Below are 22,593 nucleotides of genomic sequence, written 5' to 3' on the forward strand. Positions count from 1 at the left end.
GCTGGTGACCGCCTACCGTCCCTGCTGAGCCGCGCCCGCCCGGCACACGGCTGTACGGGGGCAAGAGCGGACGGGCGCGGCTCAGCAGGGACGGTAGGCGGTCACCAGCAGTGTGTCGGCGGCGCACGGCCCACCGGCCGCCGCGGGCAGTACCTCAGCGGCGATCCTGCCGAAACCCGCCTCGTCCAGGGCCTTGATCCAGATGTTTTCCTGGAGCACCCAGCGGCGCATCGTGACCTTCTCGCCCTCAGGTGTCCTCGCCGGGACAACAGTGGCTGCCGCGTCCGTCCGCGCGGGGGCGCCGCCCAGGTGGTGCGCCAGGGTGGAGAACACCAACCGGCCGCCCGGACTGAGAGCGGACGCCGCCACTGGCAGCAGTTCGTACGGGTCGGTGAAGTCGATCGCGCCGAAGACGCTGTACAGCACGTCGTAGGAGCCGGTCATCGTGCGCAGATGCGGCACGGCATCCGACTGTGTGATGCGCAGGCGCGGCGCGAGGTGGCCGTAGAGGCCGGTGGCGATCCCGTACTGCGCCGGCGAGGCGTCGACGGCGACGACCCGGGCGGGGTCGTGGCGGGTCACGAGGTGCGCGGCGTGTCGTGCCGCCCCGGCGCCGAGGTCGCCGACGACCCGGCCCGAAAGGTCCCCCATAATCTCCGGGCCGGGACCGCCGTCCTGGCTCCAGATCCAGTGGAAGGCCTTGGGGACGGCACGGTCACGCTCGGCACGGGCGCGGCCGTAGTGGTGCCAGAGATCCGCGGTGGTGGTCACCGCCCCATCCTGGCGGGCGCGGCGCGGCGCCGGGGTGGTTCGCGGGAATGTCACCGGGACGTGTCCGGCGCTCCCGACGGAGGACCGGACACGTCTCGCTATGCACGAGTCGTCCTGGTCAGTGCGAGTCGTTGCCGGGGTGGCACGGACCGCACTCTGCCGCGTCCTCCCACAGCGACAGGTCGACCTCCCAGCCGTCGGCGGCGATGATGCGCGCCGTCTTCATCACCGAGCCGTCGTTCTTCATCTCGACCTCGGGCACATGGTGCAAGAAGTGACCGCCGTTGAAACGGTCGCACAGCTCGGCGTACGCCACGGTGTCGAGGATGATCGTGTGGACACCGATGTCGACGAGCCTGCTGGGCACGAGACCCAGCGACTCGCCCCGGTGCTTCATCGCGGTCAGCAGGTAGGCATACCCCTGACCCAGGACCCGAGCGGCCATGACCGAGTCGTACGGGTAGTCACGCTGGAGGAGCCCGACCTGCTTGTCCCACAGACCGGCTGGCACGGCCTTCCTGGCGGACCGGGCTGGACCGGTCATCGTGCCCGCAGCCGGAGAAAGTGCTACAGCCGTTGCCATAGTGCCTCCCATGAACGGTGAGCGCCCCGTGGCTCGGGGCGTACACCCAGCACACCGCACCGAACGGCTCCTCAGTGACAAATTCTCTTTCCGTGCAACGGACTTGCACGTCGTGCAAGCGGCCTCGACGCCCTCGCCCGGCATCCGTACCGTGGGGAGATCCGGCTGTGCGGCGTGGGGGGGGAGCCTGTGCCCGTTGACCCGCTATGGAGTACACCCGAAGCGCTTGAGCTGACCGCGCAGCGGCGTCCAGGTGCTCTCGTCCGCCTCGGCCGTGAGCATCGCTCCTGGACGCTCGCAGACCTCGGCGAACGGCTCGGCTGTTCACCGGCCACGGTCTCCCGGCTGGAGCGCCGCACCAGAATCGTCGACCTGACACTGGTGCACCGCGCCGCGCTTGAGGTCGGTGTCCCACAACACATGCTGGTGAGTTCCCTGGCGCCCCCCGCCCAAGCTGCACCGGCGGCCACTAAAGTGACGGCCAGTCCGCACGCCGAGGAGGACCCGATGCGCCGCCGTACGTTGCTCACCGCCACGGCGGCCGGGCCGGCTGCCCTGTTGCTGGGACTCGACGAGGCCCTGGCATACACCCCCGCACCGACCGGCGGCGGGCCGCTGGACACCCGTCTGGCGACCGCCCGTGAGCTGTACAACAAGGGTGCGCACGGACGGCTGCTGTCCGTACTGCCCGGGCTCATCGCGGACGGACACGCCGTCTCCTCCTCCCACCGGGAACTCGATCAGGCCCGTCTCTCCTCCGTGTACAGCCTGGCAACCGCCGTGCTGAGTAAGCTCGGGGCATACGAGCAGGCCCGGCTTACCGCAGACCGTGCCCGGACCTGGGCTGAGGTGTCCGGTTCCCCGCTCGCTTCCGCGGCCGCCGTCCGGGAACTGGCGATCGTGCTGCGCCATCAGAACCGTACCGAAGAGGCCCGGCGCATCATGTCCGCCGCGACATCCGACGTGGAGGCGACAGGCCTGCGGACCGACGCGTCAGCGTCCGCGTACGCACAGATGCTCTGTACTCTGGCCTACACCGCCGCCCGGGGTGGACAGCGGACCGAACCACTGGCAATGGTCGAGGAAGCCCGCCGCGCCGCCCGCCGGCTACCGCAAACCGCCCCGGCAGACCGCCTGTTCCCCATCAGCCCGGCCGCTGTCGACCTGTACACGGTCGGCGTGCACTGGGCGCTCGGCGACGCGGGTGCCGCGCTGGAGGCCGGGAAGGGCCTGAGGCCGGCCCAGTTTCCGACCGCCGAGCGGAAGGCGAGGCTGGGCACCGACATGGCGCGAGCCTGGTGGGCATGGGACAGACCCGAACAGGCTGCCCGCGCCTTGCTCGACGCGTACAGGGCCAGCCCCGGTGAGGTCCGGGATCGGCCCGCGATCCGCAGTATCGTCACCGAGCTGGTCGAACAGCACCCCCGGACAACCGGGGTTCGGGAACTGCACGCCGCCGTGTTGACGCGGGCCGGATGACGTTTCCGGTCCTTGGCGCGGCGGGAGCCGGCCGCCTCCCAGCCCCGGCCCGGCACGACTGCGCTCGGCCCACCGGATTCGGGCCCGGTTCCGCTGCTGAGCCTGTCCGGGGCCGGAAGTGCGGCAGAGCGTGCGGGTCAGTCGGGCAGGGTGGCGAGCCAGCCGGTCAGCAGGCGGTTGACCTCGGCGGGCCGCTCCTGCTGGATCCAGTGGCCGCAGCCGTCGAGGATGTGGGAGGAGACCAGGCCGGGCAGCGTGGTCGGATACGCCTCGATCGCGTCGGCCAGCCAGGTCGTGGAGGCGTCCAGGCCGCCGCCGATGAACAGCGAGGGCTGGGTGACGGGGGCGCCGTCGTAGGCGGCGAGGTCCTCCCAGTCGCGGTCCATGTTGCGGTAGCGGTTGAGCGCCCCGGTGAAGCCGGTGCGCTCGAACTCCCCGGCGTAGAAGTCGAGTTCATCCTCGCCCAGCCAGGCGGGCAGCCGGTCGGCGGGGAACCGCTCCCGCATCGTCGCGCCCCTGCCGACGAAGTGCGGGTCAGGAGCGCCGGGTGCGGGCATGGTGTCGGCGGACAGGGCCGCGTAGAGGCCCGCGAGCCAGCCGCGCACATCGGGCTCGATCTCGGCCTCGGCGCGGTCTGGCCGCTGGAAGTAGGAGACGTAGAGCTCCTCCTCCCCTCCCATCCGCGCGAAGACATCGCCGGGGCGCGGCCCGCCGCGCGGGCTGTAGGGGACGCTCAGCAGTCCCACGGCGCGGAAGATCTCCGGCCTGAGCAGCGCGGAGTTCGCGGCGATGGGCGAGCCCCAGTCGTGGCCGACGACCACCGCCGTCTCCTCGCCCAGGGCGCGTACCACCGCGACGTTGTCCTCCACCAGGTGGAGCGTCCGGTAGGCGTCCGTGGCGGCCGGTTTGGAAGAACGGCCGTAGCCGCGCACGTCGATCGCGACCGCGCGGTATCCCGCCGCCGCGATGGCCGGCAACTGGTGGCGCCAGGAGTACCAGGACTCCGGGAAGCCGTGGACGAGCAGCACCAGCGGCCCGCTCCCCTGCTCCACCAGGTGGATCCGGCCTCCCGGTGAGGGTACCGACCGGTGGGTGATCTCCGTGGTGTGTCGCCCGTCGTGCTGCGGCATGGGGCCTCCTCAAGGGCCGTGGGGCGCCGCCGCCGGTGGGCCGGTCTTCTCCGGCCCACCGGCGGATCGGCCCCGATCATGCGGGAGACCTCGCCCGGAGGGCGAGCCCGTTTGCCGGTCCGGCAAGCACGTACCCGGCGGCGTGTGCCTTCCGCTCAAGGCATCCCGTCCCCGAACTGCGGGCGGGCTCGTCCGGACCGGGTCAGGCCGACTCGAGCAGGGCCGTGTACGCCCCCTCGGCGGCCCGGCCCGGTGCCGTACCGGGCGGAGTGTGGGCGAGGAACCCACTGGTCGGCCCGCTCTGCACAAGACGCCCGCCGACCAGAACGGACACGTGATCGGCCTCTTCGGCGAGGTCGGTCACATCGTGTGTGGACAGCAGGACGCGGACCTCGCCCTTGACCGCGACGAGGAGGTCGCGGAAGACCCGTCGCTGGCGCGGGTCCATGCCGGCCGTGGGCTCGTCCAGGAGGAGGACCCGTGCGTCGTGAACCAGGGCGCAGGCCACGCCCACGCGCCTGAGCTGGCCGCCCGAAAGCCGGTCCGTACGGGTGCCGGCATGCTCCGACATCTCGACGCGGGACAGCGCCCGGGGGGCGTTGTCCCAGGCATCGCCCCTGCTCATCCCTTTCAGCCAGCCCACATAGGCGACGTACTCCCGTGCCGTGAGCGAGGGCAGGGGTGTGATGTTCTGCGGCATCCAGGCCACCGCCCGCCGGTAGTCCTTGCTCTTCGCGTCGAGCCCGTCCCAGGTCACAGTCCCCCGCTGGGGCGCGGTGACGGCGGCGGCCAGCCGAAGCATCGTGGACTTGCCGGCCCCGTTCGGCCCGAGAAGGACGGTCAGTCCGTCCGGAAGGCGGTAGTCGAAGTCCTTCAGCACGGCAGCCCGCCGCCGACCGTAGGCGAAGGTGCAGGAATCGAGAACGAGGGTCATACGGCTCTCCGTGCGAGGCGGTTCGGTGGAAGAAGGTGGGCGCCGATGCCGACGGCAAGCATCAGAAGGGCTCCCGTGGAGGCGTACCAGGTGTCGGGCGGTTCGAGGAGTACGGTCCACGGATAGGCGTCGCCGGGCCCTCTCATCCCGAAGAGCACGCCGATCAGCGGCCACAGTGCGGGAACGAGGATCGCGGATTTCCCGAAGAGAGCCCCGCACAGCAGGGTGAGGCCGGCGAGGAAGGCCGTGTTTCGACCCAGTGTCTCGGCCGACGCGGCGCCGGTGACCATGGCGATCACCTCGCCCACGGCGATTGCGAGTGCCACCACGCCAAGTGTGAGCAGAACGTCGAGGAACCTGACGGGCCGGATCCCGGTGTTCTCGGCGGCGTCCAGCCGGGTGTGCAGGCAGTCGAAGAGGACCGAGGTCAGCACGAGTGGAACGAGTGTGACGGCCTGCACGATCTCGGAGCCGCCGGACCAGATGGACGGCAGAAAAAGAGGGGTGTCCTGAACGACCGCCGCCAGGAGCGTGAACATCAGGAAACCCATGGGCAGCCGAGTGTGGGCGCGGCGGGCGCGCAGCCACCACATCACGCCGCATCCCTGTCTTCCTCGCAGGCCTCCGCCACGGTCGCCTCGTACCAGTCCAGTTGTTGCGCCCTGCTGAGTCGCAGGACCTCCCCCACCCGGTTCTGGAGACGGCTGCGTTCCCGGGCTGTGAAGTCGGGTTCGGTGCTGAGCCGTTTCAGGTAGGTTTCCGCCTGTCCGACCTTGGAGGACACCCAGTAGTACACCTGGCGGGCGGGGCCGGTGGCGGGTGGGGCGCATTCGAAGCGCACCGCTTCGCGGGCGATCTGGTAGCGGACGGTGCCGGTCGCCGCGCCGACGGCGAGTGGGACGTTCCAGTCCTCCTCCGTGGAGGGTTCGGGGTAGCGGAGGTTGAGGGACGTGTCCGTGATGGAAGCCGGTTCGGCGGTCAGACCGGCTCGGCGCAGGGTTTCCAGCGTCGTCCCGGCTTCCTCGGTGAGAACCTGGATGTGCTCGGCGCGCGCCTCGGGCAGACAGATGCGCGGGGCCTGTCCTGCACAAGCGAGTGCGCCGTGACCGGTGCTCCGCGGGCCTATGTAGCTCCAGTCACCGACCAGGGAGAACGACCCGAACGCGCAGGCGAGGGCGAGCACTCCCGCGACGGCTCCTCGTAGCAGGCGGGAAACAGGGGCCCACAGCAGGGCCATGGCGCCGGCCGTGCCGACGGCGAGCAGGAGGGGAGCCGCGAGTGCGGCGGGGGTGGGGAGTTCCCCGAACATCATCTTTCCGGCGAAGAGGCCGGTGAGGTGCCGGGGCCACGGTATCGACAGCCCGGTGGACCAGCCGACGGCCAGGAAGTCGGTGACCGCGACGACCGGCACCACGGCGATGTGCCGGATGGCGGTCCCGGCGGCGAATCCGACGACGGCGTGGGCGACGCAGAGCACCAGAGCGAAGGCCAGCAGTACGAGGCCGGGCGGGTCGGGTACGACCTGCTCCTGAACAAGAGCGCACAACGCGGGAAGAGTCAGGATCAGCCAGGCCAGTACGACAACGGGGGCCAGTTGCTGTGCGGCGACGGTGTAACGGGACCGCACCGCCCCCAGCCTCCAGATCTCGGAGGCTCCCAGCTTCCGTGCCTCCCACGCGGCGAGCCCAGAGGCGACCGCGAAGGCCACAGGCAGCAGGTTGCGCAGCACCGCGTCGACCACGGTGGCGGAGTAGCCCAGCGGATCGATACGGAGGTCGTCACCGAGATCGGTGGCGTAGTAGGCGAACACGAGGAGCAGGACGACGGGCGCGACCCGCAGCGCGCTGCTGGACCTGACGAGCGTGAGGGGTTTCAACTTCTTGGCTTCCTGGATCGGTCCGAACAGGGGGTGTGGTGCCTCGCCGACGGCGAGGCACCACACTGCAGAACACCGATCAGGAGTCGGCGAGAGTCGTGTCGACTCCCGCATAGCTCGCCCACAGCAGGCAGCATGCATAGCTCCCGCCACCGACGTTGTCGAGCTGGAAGAAGTAGTCCGACTCCTGAGGCAGACCGTTGTAGGCGCCTCGGCTCGCATAGCTCGCACCCTTGAAACAGTTGGTGAAGGTCTTCTCACCGTAGAAGTCGTTGGACGACAGAGCGTCGTAGTCCCACAGCTCGACACCAGTCGTTTTACTACCGCCCTGTACGGAGCAGCCCTTGAAGATGATCTCCGTGTAGCTCTGGTCTGCCCAATAACGAGACTGTCCGTTGCTCCCGCCACCGTCCGTCCACCCGCTGATACTGCTCGACCAGTTGGCCCAGGCGCCAGGAGACAGCGCAAACACGGCGGCTGAGGCCATCGCGACCACCGTGGATACACGCTTGGAAGATCTACTCATCATGCGGAAACTCCGAATCCCTCGCCCCGACGCAGCCCCCCACGAGGCATGTCCACATCAGGTGAGGCATGGAAGTTATCGAATAATTGATCTTCGCGTCAACTCAAGGTAACCATTCAAGTCTTTTCGGTGAAGTAGCCCGTGTGAAGCTGGATGAGGCTTCTGCGTCGGTTCGATGCCCGGCCTTCACGCCCTCTTCCCGCACGAAGATGCTGCGGGGCGCGCTGTCCGTGCGTCATGCGGTGGAGCCCGGGGCGGAGGACCGCTTGGCGGTGTCCCGCCGGGTGATGGCCTCGGCCACCTGCTCGACGGCGGTGCGCAGGAAGCCGCCGTAGACGCCCTCGGGAAGATCGGGGACGTGCCCGCGGGCCGCGTCGATGTGCTCGGCGGCGGCGTCGAACGAACCGAGCCGGCGGTAGTCGTCGGCGAGGTTGAGGTGCAGGGACGGGTAGAGGGCGGCGATGCTCAGACCGGCGTGGTGTTCCTGAAGACGCTGTTCGGTCACGGCGTCGGCGGCGTCCAGGGCCCGGACGTCCCAGGCCAGGGCCTGGGCGGGGTCCTCGTGGAGGTCCGCCAGGTGGTGCGCGAGGGTGCAGCGGTGCAGCGGGTCGCCGGTGGGTCCGATCGCGGACCACAGGTCCAGGAGTTTGCGGCGGGCGGTCTGTGCCTCGCCGTTCTGTCCTTCGGTGACGGCGGCGCCGATGGCCTCCATCGTCGGGTCGGGGGCGGCGGGGACGGCAGATGTGGTGGAGGTGGTGGTCACTGGTGGGTGCTCCTCGTGGTTGTCGGTCAGGCGCGGTGGTCGGGGCCGGCGGGCATGGCCCAGGTGGTCAGGTCGCCGCGGTCGGCGGAGCGGACCGTGGCGGGCAGATCGGTCCCGCGCAGGTCGAGCATCACGTCGGGGCCGATGGCGGTGCTGACGGCCGGGTAGAGGGTGGTCAGCTCGAAGAAGACCCGCACCTCCCCTCCCGTCACGGTGGCCGGGAGCAGGGCGCCGGGGGGTTCGCCGGCCGCCGGGAGGGCCAGTCCGTGCCGGGTGGCGTGCAGCTCGATCCGCCCGCCCGGGTGTTCCTCCAGTGCCCGCAGCAGCGCGTCCTTCGCCACCGTCGCGCGGGTGGTGGCCTCCGGCAGGGAGGCGAGCATCAGGTGGTGGTCGGGGAACTCCCCCGTCAGCACCCGGCAGTGCCGGTCCTCACGTCCCGCCATGCGCAGCCGGATGCCGTACGGTGTCGCCTCGACACGTACCAGGGGGCTGCGGCGCATCTCGCCTGTCGCGGCCCGCAGTTCGCCGCCGTCGACCGTGGCGGCCCAGGCCGTGGCCGCCGGTTCGGCGGGGACGAGTGTCCGGGTCGAGAGCCGGTACCGGTCGGTCGCGGTCAGCGCGACCGCCTCGGCGGTCGCCTCGACGCGCAGCCCGCCCAGTACCGGCAGCTCCGGATCGCACGCGGTCGCGGTCAGAACCTGCTCGACCGCGTCGGCCAGCACGGGCCCCTTCAGCGCGGCGACCGGCCGGCTCGGCGCGCCGTGGAGCGACGACTTGAGTTCGGCGGCTTCCCCGCGTACCGCCGCCGCGTCCCCGAGGACCTTCGCGACGTGCTCGTCGATCAGCCGGGACGCCTCGCCGGGTCCGGCGTCGAGCACCGCCTCGGCGGTGGTCAGCGGCATGGCGATCCGGCGGAGCCGGCGGAGGGTGGTGGCCCGTGGCACCTGGTCGGCGCCGTAGTAGCGGTAGCCCGAGACCGGATCGGTCTCGGCGGGGGGCAGCAGCCCGGAGTCGGCGTAGAACCTCAGCGCGCTGGGGGTCAGACCGGTGCGCCGGGCGAAGACCCCGATGGGCATCAGCTCGGAATTCGGCACCCGGTCATCGTCGGGCTTCAAGCAGGTCGAAGGTCAACACCGGGTACTGAGTGAGGGGAGAGCGGTGAGGGATTCAGGCTCGGGCGACGACGAGGTTGCTCGCGCGCAGGGACTCCACCAGTGCGGCGGGCGCGGTGGCGGTGGAGCCGGCGTTGTAGGGCGGCTGCGGGTCGTACTCGACGACGAGCTGTACGGCCTCGGCCACCTCGTCGCCGGCCATGCGCCCGGCCAGGTGGAGGGCGAGGTCGATGCCGGCCGAAACTCCGGCGGCGGTGGCGTACTTGCCGTCGGTGACGACCCGCTCCGGGACGGGGACGACGCCGAGGGCGCGCAGGTGGTCCAGGCAGATCCAGTGCGAGGTGGCCCGTCGTCCGGCCAGCAGCCCGGCCGCGCCCAGCAGCAGGGAGCCGGAGCAGACCGAGGCCGTCCAGGTGGTGAACGCGTCGGCGCCGCGCAGCCAGTCCAGGACGGGCTCGTCCGCCAGCAGGTCCGCGACACCGGGGCCGCCGGGGACGAGGACTGCGTCGGGCGCCGCCACATCCGGCAGTGCGGCGTCCGCGGTCAGGGCCAGGCTGCCCATGTCGGTGCGGACGGGGCCGGGGCGGGCGGCGGTGAAGACCACCTCCGTGCCGGGGACGCGGGAGAGGATCTCGTAGGGGCCGACGGCGTCCAGCGCCGTGAAGCGGTCGTACAGCAGGATGGCGATCCGCATCGTCGTCCTCCGGTTCGGTGGGTTCGGTGGGTTCGCGGATTCGGCTCAGTGGGCCTGGTGGGCCCGGTGGGTGGTGCGGAAGCGGCGCCGGTACTCGGCGGGTGGTATGGCCAGGGCGCGGACGAAGGCGCGCCGCATCGCCTCCGGGGTGCCGTAGCCGCAGGATCGGGCGATCTCCTCGATGCCGTCCCCGGTGTCCTCCAGGAGCCGGCGGGCCGTCTCCAGCCGGACCCCGTCCACGTAGCGTCCGGGCGTCGTGCCGACCTCGGCGGCGAAGGCGCGGGCGAAGTGGCGGGGCGACATCGCGGCGCGGCCGGCCAGGGCCTCGACCGACAGGTCCTCGCCGGGGTGCTCGGCGATCCAGCGCTGGACCTCGCGCAGCGGGTGCCGCTCGGCGAGCTGGGCGGCCAGCTGCGTGCTGAACTGCGCCTGGCCGCCCGGCCTGCGCAGGAACATCACCAGGTGCCTGGCGACCAGGAGTGCGGTGTCCCGGCCGAGGTCCTCCTCGACCAGAGCCAGGGCCAGGTCGATCCCCGCCGTGACGCCGGCCGAGGTGGAGATGTTCCCGTCCCTGACGTAGATCGGTTCGGGATCGACCTCGACGTCCGGGAAGCGCCGGGCGAGGCTGTCGCAGCGCGCCCAGTGCGTGGTGACGCGGCGGCCGGCCAGCAGCCCGGCCTCGGCGAGCAGGAAGGCGCCCGTGCACACCGACACCACGCGCTCGGCGGCCGGGGCCAGTTCGGCGATCCGCCGCACCACGGCCGGATCGGGATCGACCGTGCCGCGCCCGCCGGGCACCAGGAGGGTGTGGGGCGGCCCGACGCGGTCGAGGTCCTCGTCGGGCAGCAGGCGCATTCCGCTGCTGGTGCGCACCGGCCCGCCGCCGGGTCCGGCGGTCGTGATGCGGTATGTGCCCGGCCGTCCGGTCGCCGTGCCCGCTCCCGCGAACACCTCCAGCGGGCCGGTCACGTCCAGGCTCTGCACATCGTCGTAGAGGACGATGAGCACGCTGTGGGGCTTCATGCGCCTCAGCCTGGCAGCCGGCCGGGATAGCAGCAATGACGGCTTTCCCACCTTTCCTGCCATGGGCGTGGTGGCCGGGCGCCGGGGCACCGCGCCGCCGCCGCCCGGCACGCTGTGGTGAGGCCGACGGGCCCGCAACGCTCAGCGCAGCAGGTCCGCGGGTCTGTGCGGAACACCCCGCGGATACCGTCCGGCCCGCTCCATGTCCAGCAGAAGGCTGTGGCCGGTATCGGCCATGATCAGGCTGTCCACGACGGCCTCACGCATCAGGCCGACGGTGTCTTTGACGTGGATGCCCTTGCGGCGTGCGTAGTGGCCGGCCTCACCGTCGTCGGTGATCCACACGGAATCCGTGAACTCGGCGCGGTGCTCGATGACGACCAGTGTCTCCGCCTCCCCCAGGTGCTGCAGGGGGCGGGACGCGGAGCCCGCGAAGACGACTCGCCGAACACGGTCCACCAGAGCGACCTCGGCGGGATCGTCGATCTCGACGGGCTCACCGAGTCATCCGCCGACGGCCACCTGCTCCAGCTTCGGCCAGTACCGTGCCGACCGCCCGGCTTCGGCGGCGACGGCCTGCGTCCAGCGCCCTCGGCCGTCGAGGACTTTCTCCAGCAGGCTCAGGCGGTCGACCGCCGCGAAGTTGCACAGCACCGTGTTGTCGGGAAACCAGCAGTGGCGCCTCATGGCTGGAAGACCAGCTCCCCTTCCTCCGCTCCGGAGGCGTTGAGCGCGCTCTTCCGGGGAGCTGCCGCCGGGTCGAGTACCTCGCGGAGCCTGCCGACGTCCTGCCCGGTGTAGGCCGCCAGCGGCCGCAGGGTGGTCTCTCCCGCCCGGTATGCCTCGTACAGCAGCCGGGCGGGACGCATGGGCAGCCGCTTGCCCCTCGACCATGCCGTGCGCGCCTCGAACAGGTCGCTCTGCCCGGCCAGCCAGTGGCAGGTCTGCGTCGTGAGTCCGCGCAGTCTGTCCGCCGTCCGCCGGTCGACGGCGTCCAACTGCGAAAGGCGGGCCGCCAGGGCACTGGGAGAGACCTGGAAGTGCACGACCAGCGAGGTGAGGCATTCGTCCGTCGGGGCCTCCCCCCGTAGCAGACCGTCAATCTCGCCGCGGGGCATCAGGAGGTCTGTGGCGAAGACGTTCGCGCGCACCTCGGTCAGGTCCTTCTGCCGCCCCGGGGACAGATGGTTCTCCGTCAGCAGGTCCTGGGCGTCTCCGGCCAGGATGTGTCCGAGTTCGTGGGCGAGGGTGAACCGCTGGCGGGTCGGCACATCGGACCGGGCGATCATGACGAGCCGGTATCCGTCCGTCTGCCAGGCCGCACCGTCGATCCCGTCCGGAAGGCCGATCTTCGCCACGTCGACACCGAAGGCGCGCTCCATGGCCTGGAGGAGATCGGCGGTTTCCGTGCCTCCGACGGCCGGCAGCCCCTCCGCCGCGAGGCGGGCACGCGCGTCCTGCGCGAGGGCCGCCCCCTGGTCGACGTACCGCTCGATGTCCGCGCGCACCCGGGGCAGTTCCGGCAGCTCCGGCGCCAGTCCGAGGAGGCCGAGAACCTCGTGCGCCGCGGTGAACCTGTCCAGGAGGTCCTGGAGTCTGCCGCGGCCGTACTCGTCCATCGCCGAGGCCCTGGCGCGGGCCGCGAAGGCGGGACGAATCGGTTCGCGGCCGGTCAGCAGCCAGTCGACCGTGGTGCCGCCGAACTCCGCGATCCGCGCGAGGTCCAGGGACGTGAAACGGCGGACGCCGTTCAGGGACTTCGACAGCTTGTCCGGGGTCAGCCCGACGCGCTCGGCGAAAATCGCCTGGCTGACCGACGCCGCGTTCATCACCTTGCGTACACGCTCGATCACATTCTCGGTCACGGGGTCACCCTAGGAGGGAGATGCGAAAATCGCAACACGCTGGTGAGGATCAGGCAGACCGCGCCAGGACTGGCTCGACCACGCGGAACACCCGGCCGAACGGCGCACCGGGCCACGCACAGCAGCCTGGGAGGGGAACGAGATCGGGTTCGGCGGCGCTCCGCTCTGATCGCGGGCGGCTCGTACGGCCGACCCGCGCGGCCGACCCGCGCGGTCGGCGCCCGGCGGGGGAAGAGACCCACCCCGCCATCTTCAACCTATAGCGCACCGGGGGCCTTGCGGCAAGACCCGGGTCCTGCCGCAGAATCGTCGCCCTGGGCCGGAAACCGCGCAAACGACGGATTTCACAGGTTGTGCGTACCACTGTGCGCTTATGCGGCGCACGGGACGGCCGGTCCGGGACCGATTCTCTTCACATGGGGGACTTCCGTGATCGACGTGATCATCGCCGGCGCCGGGCCGACCGGTCTGATGCTGGCCTGCGAGCTGCGGCTGCACGGTGTACGCGTGGTGGTGCTGGAGAGGGAGGCGGAGCCGACCGGGGTCGTCCGCGCGCTCGGCCTGCACGTGCGCAGCATCGAGGTGATGGACCAGCGCGGCCTGCTGGACCGGTTCCTCGCGCACGGCAGGCAGTACCCGGTCGGCGGCTTCTTCGCCGGCATCCCCAAGCCCTCGCCCGAGCGGCTGGACACCGCGCACCCGTACGTCCTGGGCATCCCGCAGCCGGTCACCGACCGGCTGCTGGCCGAGCGCGCCGCCGAGCTGGGCGCCGAGATCCGGCGCGGCCGCGAGGTGACCGGGCTGGAGCAGGACGAGGAGGGGGTGACCGTCGAGTTGGCCGACGGTACGCGGCTGCGCTCGCGCTACGCCGTCGGCTGCGACGGCGGCCGCAGTACGGTGCGCAAACTGCTCGGCGTCGGTTTTCCCGGCGAGCCCGCCGGGGTCGAGACGCTGCTGGGCGAGATGGAGGCGACCGAGGATCCCGCGGTGATCGCGGCCGTGGTGGCCGATGTGCGCAGGACCCAGCTGCGGTTCGGCGTCGGGCCCGTCGAGGAGGGGATCTACCGCGTCGTCGTGCCGGCCGAGGGGCTGGCCGGGGACCGCACCGTCCCTCCGACGCTGGAGGAGGTCAGGGAGCGGTTGCGGGCGGTCGCCGGCACCGACTTCGGCGTGCACTCGCCGCGCTGGCTCTCCCGCTTCGGCGACGCCACCCGGCAGGCCGAGCGCTACCGGGCCGGCCGGGTGCTGCTGGCCGGCGACGCCGCCCACATCCACCCCCCGGTCGGCGGCCAGGGTCTCAACCTCGGCATCCAGGACGCCTTCAACCTGGGTTGGAAACTGGCCGCCGAGGTCGCCGGCTGGGCGCCGGAGGGGCTGCTGGACAGCTACCACGACGAACGGCACCCGGTGGCCGCCGACGTACTGGACAACACCCGCGCGCAGATGGTGCTGATGTCCACCGACCCCGGCCCGCGGTCGGTGCGCCGGCTGGTGTCGGAGCTGATGGACTTCGAGGAGGTCAACCGGCATCTGACCGAGAAGATCACCGCGATCTCGGTCCGCTACGACTTCGGCCCGGGCCACGAACTGCTCGGCCGGCGGCTGCCGGACGTGAAGCTGGGACAGGGCCGCCGCCTGTACGAGCTGATGCACGGCGGACGCGGGCTGCTGCTGGACGGGACCGGCCGGCTGTCGGTGGCGGGCTGGGCGGACCGCGTGGACCATGTCACCGACACCGGCGGGGAGTTGGACGCGCCCGCGGTGCTGCTGCGGCCGGACGGCCATGTGGCGTGGGCGGGAGAGGAGCAGTCCGGGCTGCTCGACCACCTGCCCAGGTGGTTCGGCCCCGCCACCACCGGCTGAGCCGGGGGCGGGGGCCCGCCCCCGGCGGGGGCTCAGGCTTCGGCGAGCCGGGGGGTGTTTCTGTCCCCGGCCCGCTTCCCGGGCACCGCACGGGGGGTGAGGAGGAACGAGAAGGCCATCAGCGCGGTGGCCGCCACCGGCACCCAGCCGATGTCCGCGACGCCGATGACGGCGCCGCCGAGCGCGCCCGCCACACCGGTGCCGAGGTAGAGGCCGCTGATGTTCAGCGCGAGGGCGGTCATCGCCACCTGGGGGCCCGCCGCGCCCATGATGCTCCCCTGGATGGGCGGATTCAGACCCCACGCGAACACCGACCAGAAGGCGATGACCGCACCCATCACCACCGGGTTGCCGATACCGCTGAACAGCAGGGCCGCAGCCAGCGCCAGCGCGACGGCGTGCCCGCCGATGACCAGACGGAGGCTACGCTGCGGGCCCAGCGCGTCGGCCGCGCGGCCGGCCAGCACGGCGCCGAACAGGCCCGCGACGCCCACGATCAGGAGCATCACCGACAGCAGCCCGTAGGAGCCGCCGGCGACCTCGGCGGTGTAGGCCGCGAGATAGGTGTAGAACATCAGGCCGCCGCTCGCCGCCAGGAAGGTGACCGTCACCAGACGCAGTACGGCCGTGTTCCGCAGCGGGGCGAGCTGCTCCCGCAGCGGCGCGGGCTCACTGCCGCCGATACGCGGTGCCGTGGCCAGAAGCCCGAGCGCGGCCACCACCCCCACCGCGGCGATCAGCCAGAACGTCGCCCGCCAGCCGAAGGCGCCGCCCAGCCACGAGCCCAGCGGCACACCGGTGAACAGCGCCGCCGTCATGCCCGCCGTGGCCACACCGAGGTAACGCCCCTGCATGCCCTCCGGCGCGCCCATGGCCGCGGTGGTGAAGGCGGCCGAGGTCACCACGGCCGCGGCCAGTGCGGCGAGCACCCGGGCCGCCATCAGCGGCCAGTACCCCGGCGCGAGCGCGGCGGCGGCGTTGGCCAGGACGAACACCAGCAGCCCGGCGACCATCACGGTGCGCTTGGGGAAGCGCTCGAACACCACCGCCAGCGTCGGGGCTCCCAGCGCGTAGACGACGGCGAACACCGTCACCAGCTGCCCGGCCGCCGGCACGCTCACCTCCAGGTCGGCCGCGATCGTCTTGAGCACACCGGCGATGATGAACTCGTCCGTGGCCGTGGCCAACAGGGTCAGGAACAGCACGAGAAGCCAACTCGGCAGGCTTTTTCTCATGATGGGCGAACCTCCGTCACGCGCGCCGGGGCGGCGGGGACGGGGATCGGCCCTTCCGCTCGGGGGACGCGCGCTCGTAGCGATGGGAACCGGGATCCGGGCGGCGGCAGGCTCCACGCCTGCCGCCGCCCGGATCCGCGCACTCCCGGGACGCTAGGTGGTGACACCGGTGTCAGGGTCAAGCCCGCTGTCCCGGTCCCGTCCCCCGGCCCGTTCCGCGTGCCCTCCTGAGGACCTCCTCGAATCCGTCGGCTCCGGACCGGGTGCGCAGCAGGGCGATACGGCGCACCAGTTCCTCGCGGTGGCGCCGGAGCAGGGCGGCCTTCTCGTCGATGACGGCCAGCCGCTCCTCGTACATCGAGATCGCGTGGTCGGCGTCGGAGCAGGACATGAAGTCGGCCATCTCCATGGACAGGCAGGGCTCGACCCGCAGGATGTCCTCGACGGTCAGCCCGGAGGCCAGCAGCTCCCTGACGTTGAGGACCCTGTTGACGGCCTCCTCGTCGTACTCCCGCCATCCTTTGGCGGTGCGGTGGGAGCGCAGCAGCCCCTTCTGCTCGTAGTACCGGATGGACCGGCGGCTCGCCCCGGTCCGCTCGGACAACTCCCCGATCTGCACGTGTCCCCTTTCACGGCGAAGGCCCACAGGGCGGCCGCCGGCCACGTCACGGCCGGCGGCGCACAACGGACAACCGCGGCGGCGCACCGGTTGCTTCCCAACCGGGCGCCGTGGGCGGGGTCGCGGCTGCCCTGGGGACCCGCCTCCTGTCACCGGCCGCTGCGTGGGCCGTAGGGCTGGAGGAGCTGGTCGACGGGCGCGTAGTCGTCGGTGAGCGGCCGGGCGTCGCCCATCCAGGAGGCGAGGTCGTCACCGGTGACGACCTTCCAGCCGGTCCCCCGGGCGTCCAGCTCTTCCTGGACCGCGTGCGGGTCGACCGGCCGGCCGGAGGCGAGCACCACCAGGTTGCCGCCGTCGGCGGCGGCCGGGCCCAGGCCGATGTCGGCGGGGTCGCCGACGAGGGCGACGTGCTCGAAGACCTCGCCGAGGGTGGCCGCCTCGGCGCGCGCGAAGGCCAGATCACCGTGGTCGATGAGGTTGGCGACGTACAGGCCGTCCTCGTCGAGCACCCTTCGTACGTCGGTCATCGCCTCCACCGTGGTCAGGTGCCATGGCACGCTGACGCCCCCGAAGGCGTCGCCGACGACGAGGTCGCGGCTGCCGTTCTCCAGCCGCCGCAGGCCGAGCCTTCCGTCCTCCACACGTACGTCGATGCCGGTTTCGGAGCCCAGACCGAGCCGGTCGTGGTCGATGCGCACGACCCCGCCGTCGATCTCGGACACGACGCTGCGCGTTCCGGGCCGCGTGGCCGCCAGGTAGCGGGGGAAGGTGAGCCCGCCGCCGCCCAGGTGGTGGGCGGCGAGCGGCTCCTGGCCGGGAAAGGCGGCGTCGACCACCGACGCGATGGCGCGCACGTAGGTGAACTTCAGGTAGGTCGGGTCCTCGACGTCCACGTAGGAGTGCCGCAGGCCGTCCAGGACGAGTGTGCGGCCGCTTTCCCGGTCGGGATCGGCGACGACCCGTGCGCAGTGGTACCTGGTCTCCGCGTCGCAGCCGCCGGGCGCGACCGTGGCGGCCAGGCCGCCGGCGACGACCGCGAGCGCCAGGGCGGGGGCGCCGCTCCACCCGCGCGTCCGCCACTCGACCAGCGCCGAGCCGGCCACCAGCAGCGAGCCGAGACCGATCAGGATGCCGCTGACCGGCAGGCGTGACACGAGGACGAAACCGGTCAGGACGGTGCCGAAGATGGCGCCGGCGGTGCCGACGCCGGACAGCCGGCCCACGACCGTTCCGGTCTCGGCGAGAGTGGTCAGACGCAGCTTGGTCACGATCGGCGTCACCGCGGAGAGCAGCGCGCCCGGCACCAGGATGGTCAGCGACGCGATCGACAGCAGCGCAGGAGGCGCCCACTCCGCTGTGGTGCGCAGCACGGCGGGGGTGAGCGCCACCACCGCTCCCGACACCCCGAGCGAGGGGCCCAGGAGCCGGCGCGGGTCGGCCCGGTCGGCGATACGCCCGCCCAGCCAGGAGCCCAGCGCGATCGCGGTGAGGGCTATGCCGATCACCATGGTGCTGGTCTCGAGGGTGAGGCCGAGGTAGGGGGCCAGCAGCCGCAGGGCGACGATCTCGACGACCAGGACCGCGGCCGAGGAGCCGAACACGAGCACGGCGGCGGCGCGGGAGCCCATGCCGCGGCCGCGGGGCGCGCTCTCCGTGACGGGCGGGGAAGACGATTCGGTCACATGGGACATCCTCGCACGCGCCGCGCCGGCCGAACGGCCATGCCCGAAGCCCTTGTTGCCCGGGTATCCGGGGTCCGCCGACGGCGCGCGAGTCACTGGGCGGAGCCGTCGTGGCCACCGCCTCCCCCTCCGTACCGCGTCATGGGCCTGCCTCCCTGCCCAACGGCCCAGGCCCGCCGCCGTCACGCCGCGCGCCGGCCCGGTCCACGGCGCCCACCCGCACAACGCGCTCCGTACCGGCGCCGGACCTGTCCTCCCGGACCCGGACCCGTACGCGAAAAAGGGCCTGCTTGCCAACGCTTCCGCGCGCGCACTACTGTCGCCACGCCTTGGTGAACGGGAAATCCGGTGCGATACCGGTGCGGCCCTCGCCACTGTGATCGGGAAGTCCGGCTCCAGCCCTCGCGGGCGGCCACTGGGTCCTTCGGGGCCCGGGAAGGCGGAGCCCGGGCGGTGGTACCCGTCAGCCAGGAGACCGGCCAAGGCGCGTCAACCATCCACGAGGTGCTGGAGAGGGTCTGTCCGGTCATGCACATAGCCGAGGGCTTCCTGCCCCCCGCGCACGCGGCCGCCTGGTGCGCCGCGTCCGCTCCGTTCATCGTCCACGGAGTCCGCCGTCTCACCCGTGAGGTCAGGGAGCATCCCGGGAGCACTCTGCTCCTGGGCGCATCCGGGGCCTTCACGTTCGTCCTGTCGGCCCTGAAGCTGCCCTCGGTGACCGGGAGTTGCTCGCACCCCACCGGTACGGGACTGGGGGCCGTCCTGTTCCGGCCGCCGGTGATGGCGGTACTGGGCACGATCACACTCCTGTTCCAGGCGCTGCTGCTCGCGCACGGCGGCCTGACCACGCTGGGCGCCAACGCCTTCTCGATGGCGATCGCCGGCCCCTGGGCCGGATACGCCCTCTACCGGCTGCTGCGGCGGTCCGGCGCGCCGCTGATGGCGGCCGTCTTCTTCGGCGCCTTCGCCGCCGACCTGTCCACCTACTGCGTCACCAGCGCGCAGCTGGCTCTGGCGTTCCCCGACCCGGTCAGCGGATTCTGGGGCGCGCTCGGCAAGTTCGGCACCATCTTCGCCCTCACGCAGATCCCCCTCGCGGTGAGCGAGGGGCTTCTGACGGTGTTCGTGATGCGGCTGCTGGTGCGGTCCAGCCGGGGCGAGCTGACCCGGCTGGGCGTGCTGGTGTCCGGCGGGCGGGCCGGAGAGCGGAAGGCGGCCGGCAGCGAGGCGGTGGCGTGATGAGCAGGAACACGAAGATCAACGCCCTGCTGCTGCTCGCCGTGGCCGCCCTCGCGGTCCTGCCCCTGGCCCTCGGCCTCGGCGACCACAAGGAGGAGCCGTTCGCCGGCGCCGACGCCGAGGCGGAGACGGCGATCACCGAGATCGAGCCGGACTACGAGCCGTGGTTCTCCCCGCTGTACGAGCCGCCCTCCGGGGAGGTCGAGTCGGCGCTGTTCGCCCTGCAGGCCGCGCTCGGCGCGGGCGTTCTCGCCTACTACTTCGGCCTGCGCCGCGGGCGCCGCCAAGGCGAGCGGCGGGCCGGGGCGCCGCGGGAGGCACAGCCGGGGGCGCGACCGGAAGCGGGGCCGGAGGAAGCCGGGGGCACCGCGGGGAGCACCGGGGAGACCGGGATCCGGGGAGCCTGAGCCCGTGCTGCCGATCGACGCGGCGGCGCACGGCAACCGCTGGCGCCGCCGCCACCCCGTGGACAAGGCCGTGCTCGGCTTCGGCCTCACCGCGCTGGCGCTCTGCCTGCCGCCATGGCCGGGCGCGGCCCTGGTGCTCCTCACCGCGCTCGCCGTGCTGCTGGGCCCGGCGGGCGTGCCCGGCCGCAGACTGTGGCGCGCCTGCCGGGTGCCCCTGGGTTTCTGCGTGACCGGCGCGGCCACGCTGCTCGTCCAGGTCGGCGGTCCGGAAGGGCTGCTGTCCCTCGCCGACGACGGCCCGGCCCGCGCCGGGGAGCTGCTGCTGCGCACCTCGGCGGCCTCGCTGGGCGTGCTGCTGTTCGCCTTCACCACCCCGATGTCCGACCTGCTGCCCCGCCTGGTGAGGGCCGGCGTACCCGCGCCGGTCGTGGACGTCGCCCTGGTGACGTACCGGATGAGCTTCCTGCTGCTGGATTCGGTGCGCCGCGTCCGCGAGGCGCAGGCCGCCCGGCTCGGGCACACCACCCGGGCCGCGGCCTGGCGCTCCCTCGCCTCTCTCGGCGCCACCGCGTTCGTCCGCGCCTTCGGCCGGGCCGCCCGGCTGCAGGACGGGCTCGCCGGGCGGGGCTACGACGGCACCCTGCGGGTGCTGGTGCCCGAGACGGGCGTCTCCGCGCGCTTCGCCTCCGGCAGCGTCGCGCTCCTGGGCGCCGTGACCGCCCTCACCCTCGTCCTGGAAGGACCGCTGACGTGAGCGAGCCGGCACTCGTGGCCCTGCGGAAGGCCTCCTTCTCCTACGAGGACGGGCCGCCGGTGCTCAGCGGCCTCGACTTCGAGGTGCGCGAAGGGCGCACGCTCGCCCTGCTGGGCCGCAACGGCAGCGGCAAGACCACGCTGATGCGGCTGCTGAGCGGCGGACTGCGTCCGGACGCCGGCGAGTTGACCCTCCGGGGGCGGCCCGTCGCCTACGACCGCAAGGGGCTGACCCGGCTGCGCACCACCGTCCAGCTCGTCGTGCAGGACCCGGACGACCAGCTCTTCGCCGCCTCCGTCGCCCAGGACGTCTCCTTCGGGCCGCTGAACCTGGGGCTGCCGGACGCCGAGGTGCGGGCGCGGGTCGACGAGGCACTGACCGCCCTGGACATCGGCCACCTGGCCGACCGTCCCACCCATCTGCTCTCCTACGGCCAGCGCAAGCGGACCGCGATCGCGGGGGCGGTCGCGATGCGGCCGGAGGTCCTGGTCCTCGACGAGCCGACCGCGGGACTCGACCCGGACGGCCGGGAGCGGCTGCTCGCCACCCTGGGCGGGCTGTGCGAGGGCGGGACGACGGTGGTGATGGCCACGCACGACGTCGACCTCGCCCTGCTCTGGGCCGACGACGCGGCGCTGCTCACCCCGGACGGGGTCCGTACCGGGCCGGCCTCCGCGATGCTGGCCCGCACCGACCTCCTGCACCGGGCGGGGTTGCGGCTGCCCTGGGGCATAGCGGTGGAACGGCTGCTGCGGGCGCGGGGCCTGGTCTCCGGCGCCACCGCGGGCCCCCGCACCCCGGAGGAGCTGGCGGCGCTCGCGCACGCTCACGCCGACGGCCCCGGCCCTGCCCCGACGGCCGGTGCCTGACGAGCGCGGGCACGGGCGCGCGAGCGGCGGGGGGAACGGCCCGCCGCACACCGGGAATCCGGCGGCGCCCGCGGCGGCCTCGGCCGCTCGCGGGGCGGACAGGACCTTGCTACCGTGAACCGTACTGGCTCGGCGCGGCACGCGGAATGTATGATCCGGGCGAATACTCAACGCGCGGGAAACAGGCCGCGCGGGCCTCGGGCGGGAAAGTGGGGAATTCTCCGGACAGCAGCGAATTCCCCTTGCGTATGCAATGCCCGGTCGACGCAGTAATTCGCGGGCCGTCGTCACGCAGGGCTTCACACCCAGAGAACCGCGCCATCGAACACAGCAGCCGGCAGGACGACCATGACTGAGTTGGACACCATCACCAATCCGTCCGATCCCGCGGTGCAGCGGATCGTCGACGTCACCAAGCCTTCCCGATCCAGCATAAAGACGACGCTGATCGAGGACACCGAGCCCCTCATGCACTGCATCACGGCAGGTGTGGAGTTCATCGAGGTCTACGGCAGTGACGGCACGCCTTTCCCGCCCGAGTTGCTGGAGCTGTGCGGGCGGCAGGACGTACCGGTCCGCCTCATCGAATCGTCGATCGTCAACAGGCTGTTCAAGGGGGAGAGGAAGGCCAAGGCGTTCGGCATCGCCCGCGTTCCCCGACCCGCGCGGTTCAGCGACATCGAGAGCCGGAACGGTGATGTCGTCGTTCTCGACGGAGTGAAGATCGTCGGGAACATCGGCGCGATAGTGCGTACGTCGCTGGCGCTCGGGGCGTCAGGGATCATCCTGGTGGACAGCGACATCACGAGCATCGCGGACCGGCGTCTGCAGAGGGCCAGCCGGGGCTACGTCTTCTCTCTCCCCGTCGTCCTCTCCGGCCGCGAGGAGGCCATCGCCTTCATCCAGGACAGCGGAATGCGGATGATGACGCTCAGCGCGGGAGGCGATCTCTCCGTCAAGGAACTCGGAGATATCCCCGACCGGCTGGCCCTGCTGTTCGGCAGCGAGAAAGGCGGTCCTTCCGAGCTTTTCGAGAAAGCTTCCTCCGCCTCGGTCTCGATTCCCATGGCCGGCACGACCGAGTCCCTCAACGTGTCCGTCTCCCTCGGTATCGCGCTGCACGAGAGGATTCACCGGAATCTCGCGGCCGGCCGATAGCCGACAAGCGC

Annotated in this window: 24 protein-coding genes and 1 riboswitch; of the genes, 7 read left to right on the forward strand and 17 right to left on the reverse strand. The window is 72.0% G+C overall.

Annotated elements, in window-relative coordinates; genetic code table 11:
* Nucleotides 1-81: 81 nt before the first annotated feature.
* Entirely contained in the window at nt 82-771 is a 690-nt protein-coding gene (locus L7D48_RS02505) for a methyltransferase domain-containing protein (RefSeq protein ID WP_237876919.1), read from the reverse strand.
* Nucleotides 772-889: 118 nt separating this feature from the next.
* Nucleotides 890-1,315 (reverse strand): hypothetical protein, encoded by a 426-nt coding sequence (locus L7D48_RS02510; protein ID WP_237876921.1) that lies wholly within the window; start codon nt 1,313-1,315, stop codon nt 890-892.
* A gap of 228 nt (nt 1,316-1,543) precedes the next feature.
* Here L7D48_RS02510 and L7D48_RS02515 point away from each other — a divergent pair, with 228 nt between their 5' ends.
* A complete protein-coding gene (locus L7D48_RS02515) occupies nt 1,544-2,833 on the forward strand; it encodes a helix-turn-helix domain-containing protein (protein WP_237876923.1) in 1,290 nt (429 codons plus the stop codon).
* A gap of 137 nt (nt 2,834-2,970) precedes the next feature.
* On the opposite strand, the gene L7D48_RS02520 is transcribed toward L7D48_RS02515, so the two are convergent.
* From L7D48_RS02520 to L7D48_RS02575, 12 genes are all read right to left on the reverse strand, one after another.
* The gene (locus L7D48_RS02520) at nt 2,971-3,963 is read right to left on the reverse strand and encodes an alpha/beta fold hydrolase (protein WP_237876925.1); all 993 of its coding nucleotides are present in this window, start codon (nt 3,961-3,963) and stop codon (nt 2,971-2,973) included.
* Nucleotides 3,964-4,165: 202 nt separating this feature from the next.
* Complete coding sequence (locus L7D48_RS02525; RefSeq protein ID WP_237876927.1) at nt 4,166-4,897, reverse strand: ATP-binding cassette domain-containing protein; 732 nt, start codon at nt 4,895-4,897, stop codon at nt 4,166-4,168.
* Nucleotides 4,894-5,490, reverse strand: a complete 597-nt coding sequence (locus tag L7D48_RS02530) for a hypothetical protein (RefSeq protein ID WP_237876966.1) — start codon at nt 5,488-5,490, stop codon at nt 4,894-4,896. The genes L7D48_RS02525 and L7D48_RS02530 overlap by 4 nt, the downstream gene beginning before the upstream one ends.
* Nucleotides 5,490-6,773 carry a hypothetical protein gene (locus L7D48_RS02535; protein ID WP_237876929.1) on the reverse strand — a complete coding sequence of 428 codons (1,284 nt, stop codon included), beginning with the start codon at nt 6,771-6,773 and terminating at the stop codon, nt 5,490-5,492. Before L7D48_RS02535 ends, L7D48_RS02530 begins: the two co-directional genes overlap by 1 nt.
* Nucleotides 6,774-6,852: 79 nt before the next feature.
* Nucleotides 6,853-7,260: a hypothetical protein gene (locus tag L7D48_RS02540; protein ID WP_237876931.1), complete on the reverse strand. Its 408-nt coding sequence runs from the start codon at nt 7,258-7,260 to the stop codon at nt 6,853-6,855.
* A 274-nt stretch (nt 7,261-7,534) separates the two neighbouring features.
* On the reverse strand, nt 7,535-8,011 hold the full coding sequence (locus L7D48_RS02545; RefSeq protein ID WP_237876968.1) for a hypothetical protein: 477 nt from the start codon (nt 8,009-8,011) through the stop codon (nt 7,535-7,537).
* 77 nt (nt 8,012-8,088) lie between these two features.
* Complete coding sequence (locus L7D48_RS02550) at nt 8,089-9,156, reverse strand: MerR family transcriptional regulator (RefSeq protein ID WP_237876933.1); 1,068 nt, start codon at nt 9,154-9,156, stop codon at nt 8,089-8,091.
* Nucleotides 9,157-9,229: 73 nt separating this feature from the next.
* Nucleotides 9,230-9,868: a DJ-1/PfpI family protein gene (locus tag L7D48_RS02555; RefSeq protein ID WP_237876935.1), complete on the reverse strand. Its 639-nt coding sequence runs from the start codon at nt 9,866-9,868 to the stop codon at nt 9,230-9,232.
* 45 nt (nt 9,869-9,913) lie between these two features.
* Complete coding sequence (locus L7D48_RS02560; protein WP_237876937.1) at nt 9,914-10,891, reverse strand: GlxA family transcriptional regulator; 978 nt, start codon at nt 10,889-10,891, stop codon at nt 9,914-9,916.
* Between the two features lie 141 nt (nt 10,892-11,032).
* On the reverse strand, nt 11,033-11,350 hold the full coding sequence (locus L7D48_RS02565) for a hypothetical protein (protein ID WP_237876939.1): 318 nt from the start codon (nt 11,348-11,350) through the stop codon (nt 11,033-11,035).
* Nucleotides 11,351-11,395: 45 nt separating this feature from the next.
* On the reverse strand, nt 11,396-11,578 hold the full coding sequence (locus L7D48_RS02570) for a hypothetical protein (protein WP_237876941.1): 183 nt from the start codon (nt 11,576-11,578) through the stop codon (nt 11,396-11,398).
* Complete coding sequence (locus L7D48_RS02575; protein ID WP_237876943.1) at nt 11,575-12,756, reverse strand: ImmA/IrrE family metallo-endopeptidase; 1,182 nt, start codon at nt 12,754-12,756, stop codon at nt 11,575-11,577. Before L7D48_RS02575 ends, L7D48_RS02570 begins: the two co-directional genes overlap by 4 nt.
* Nucleotides 12,757-13,185: 429 nt before the next feature.
* Between L7D48_RS02575 and rox the strand changes: the two genes are divergently transcribed.
* Complete coding sequence (gene rox / locus L7D48_RS02580; RefSeq protein WP_237876945.1) at nt 13,186-14,619, forward strand: rifampin monooxygenase; 1,434 nt, start codon at nt 13,186-13,188, stop codon at nt 14,617-14,619.
* 32 nt (nt 14,620-14,651) lie between these two features.
* On the opposite strand, the gene L7D48_RS02585 is transcribed toward rox, so the two are convergent.
* The 3 genes from L7D48_RS02585 to L7D48_RS02595 all read right to left on the reverse strand — a co-directional run bounded on the left by L7D48_RS02585 (nt 14,652) and on the right by L7D48_RS02595 (nt 18,155).
* On the reverse strand, nt 14,652-15,854 hold the full coding sequence (locus tag L7D48_RS02585) for an MFS transporter (RefSeq protein WP_237876947.1): 1,203 nt from the start codon (nt 15,852-15,854) through the stop codon (nt 14,652-14,654).
* Nucleotides 15,855-16,032: 178 nt separating this feature from the next.
* Nucleotides 16,033-16,473: a MerR family transcriptional regulator gene (locus tag L7D48_RS02590; protein WP_237876949.1), complete on the reverse strand. Its 441-nt coding sequence runs from the start codon at nt 16,471-16,473 to the stop codon at nt 16,033-16,035.
* A gap of 149 nt (nt 16,474-16,622) precedes the next feature.
* Nucleotides 16,623-18,155 carry a fused MFS/spermidine synthase gene (locus L7D48_RS02595; RefSeq protein WP_374490733.1) on the reverse strand — a complete coding sequence of 511 codons (1,533 nt, stop codon included), beginning with the start codon at nt 18,153-18,155 and terminating at the stop codon, nt 16,623-16,625.
* Nucleotides 18,156-18,468: 313 nt separating this feature from the next.
* Nucleotides 18,469-18,654, forward strand: a riboswitch (cobalamin riboswitch).
* 29 nt (nt 18,655-18,683) lie between these two features.
* Here L7D48_RS02595 and L7D48_RS02600 point away from each other — a divergent pair.
* From L7D48_RS02600 to nshR, 5 genes are all read left to right on the forward strand, one after another.
* Nucleotides 18,684-19,394, forward strand: a complete 711-nt coding sequence (locus tag L7D48_RS02600; RefSeq protein ID WP_237876972.1) for an energy-coupling factor ABC transporter permease — start codon at nt 18,684-18,686, stop codon at nt 19,392-19,394.
* Nucleotides 19,394-19,801: an energy-coupling factor ABC transporter substrate-binding protein gene (locus L7D48_RS02605; RefSeq protein ID WP_237876951.1), complete on the forward strand. Its 408-nt coding sequence runs from the start codon at nt 19,394-19,396 to the stop codon at nt 19,799-19,801. Before L7D48_RS02600 ends, L7D48_RS02605 begins: the two co-directional genes overlap by 1 nt.
* Before the next feature lie 4 nt (nt 19,802-19,805).
* Entirely contained in the window at nt 19,806-20,555 is a 750-nt protein-coding gene (gene cbiQ, locus L7D48_RS02610; protein ID WP_237876953.1) for a cobalt ECF transporter T component CbiQ, read from the forward strand.
* Complete coding sequence (locus tag L7D48_RS02615) at nt 20,552-21,424, forward strand: energy-coupling factor ABC transporter ATP-binding protein (RefSeq protein ID WP_237876954.1); 873 nt, start codon at nt 20,552-20,554, stop codon at nt 21,422-21,424. Before cbiQ ends, L7D48_RS02615 begins: the two co-directional genes overlap by 4 nt.
* Nucleotides 21,425-21,772: 348 nt before the next feature.
* Entirely contained in the window at nt 21,773-22,582 is an 810-nt protein-coding gene (nshR, locus tag L7D48_RS02620; protein ID WP_237876956.1) for an NshR/TsnR family 23S rRNA methyltransferase, read from the forward strand.
* Nucleotides 22,583-22,593: the final 11 nt, after the last annotated feature.

It is taken from the genome of Streptomyces sp. ICN903, from assembly GCF_022015835.1.
GTDB classification, from domain to species: domain Bacteria; phylum Actinomycetota; class Actinomycetes; order Streptomycetales; family Streptomycetaceae; genus Streptomyces; species Streptomyces fenghuangensis.

Bases quoted from the DNA above. Each gene is read 5' to 3' on its own strand.
- L7D48_RS02510 (WP_237876921.1), bottom strand. From the start codon at position 1,315: ATGACCGGTCCAGCCCGGTCCGCCAGGAAGGCCGTGCCAGCCGGTCTG.
- L7D48_RS02545 (WP_237876968.1), bottom strand. From the start codon at position 8,011: ATGGAGGCCATCGGCGCCGCCGTCACCGAAGGACAGAACGGCGAGGCA.
- L7D48_RS02605 (WP_237876951.1), top strand. From the start codon at position 19,394: ATGAGCAGGAACACGAAGATCAACGCCCTGCTGCTGCTCGCCGTGGCC.
- L7D48_RS02520 (WP_237876925.1), bottom strand. From the start codon at position 3,963: ATGCCGCAGCACGACGGGCGACACACCACGGAGATCACCCACCGGTCG.
- L7D48_RS02540 (WP_237876931.1), bottom strand. From the start codon at position 7,260: ATGGCCTCAGCCGCCGTGTTTGCGCTGTCTCCTGGCGCCTGGGCCAAC.
- nshR (WP_237876956.1), top strand. From the start codon at position 21,773: ATGACTGAGTTGGACACCATCACCAATCCGTCCGATCCCGCGGTGCAG.
- L7D48_RS02530 (WP_237876966.1), bottom strand. From the start codon at position 5,490: ATGTGGTGGCTGCGCGCCCGCCGCGCCCACACTCGGCTGCCCATGGGT.
- L7D48_RS02585 (WP_237876947.1), bottom strand. From the start codon at position 15,854: ATGAGAAAAAGCCTGCCGAGTTGGCTTCTCGTGCTGTTCCTGACCCTG.
- L7D48_RS02525 (WP_237876927.1), bottom strand. From the start codon at position 4,897: ATGACCCTCGTTCTCGATTCCTGCACCTTCGCCTACGGTCGGCGGCGG.
- L7D48_RS02555 (WP_237876935.1), bottom strand. From the start codon at position 9,868: ATGCGGATCGCCATCCTGCTGTACGACCGCTTCACGGCGCTGGACGCC.
- L7D48_RS02600 (WP_237876972.1), top strand. From the start codon at position 18,684: ATGCACATAGCCGAGGGCTTCCTGCCCCCCGCGCACGCGGCCGCCTGG.
- L7D48_RS02560 (WP_237876937.1), bottom strand. From the start codon at position 10,891: ATGAAGCCCCACAGCGTGCTCATCGTCCTCTACGACGATGTGCAGAGC.
- L7D48_RS02570 (WP_237876941.1), bottom strand. From the start codon at position 11,578: ATGAGGCGCCACTGCTGGTTTCCCGACAACACGGTGCTGTGCAACTTC.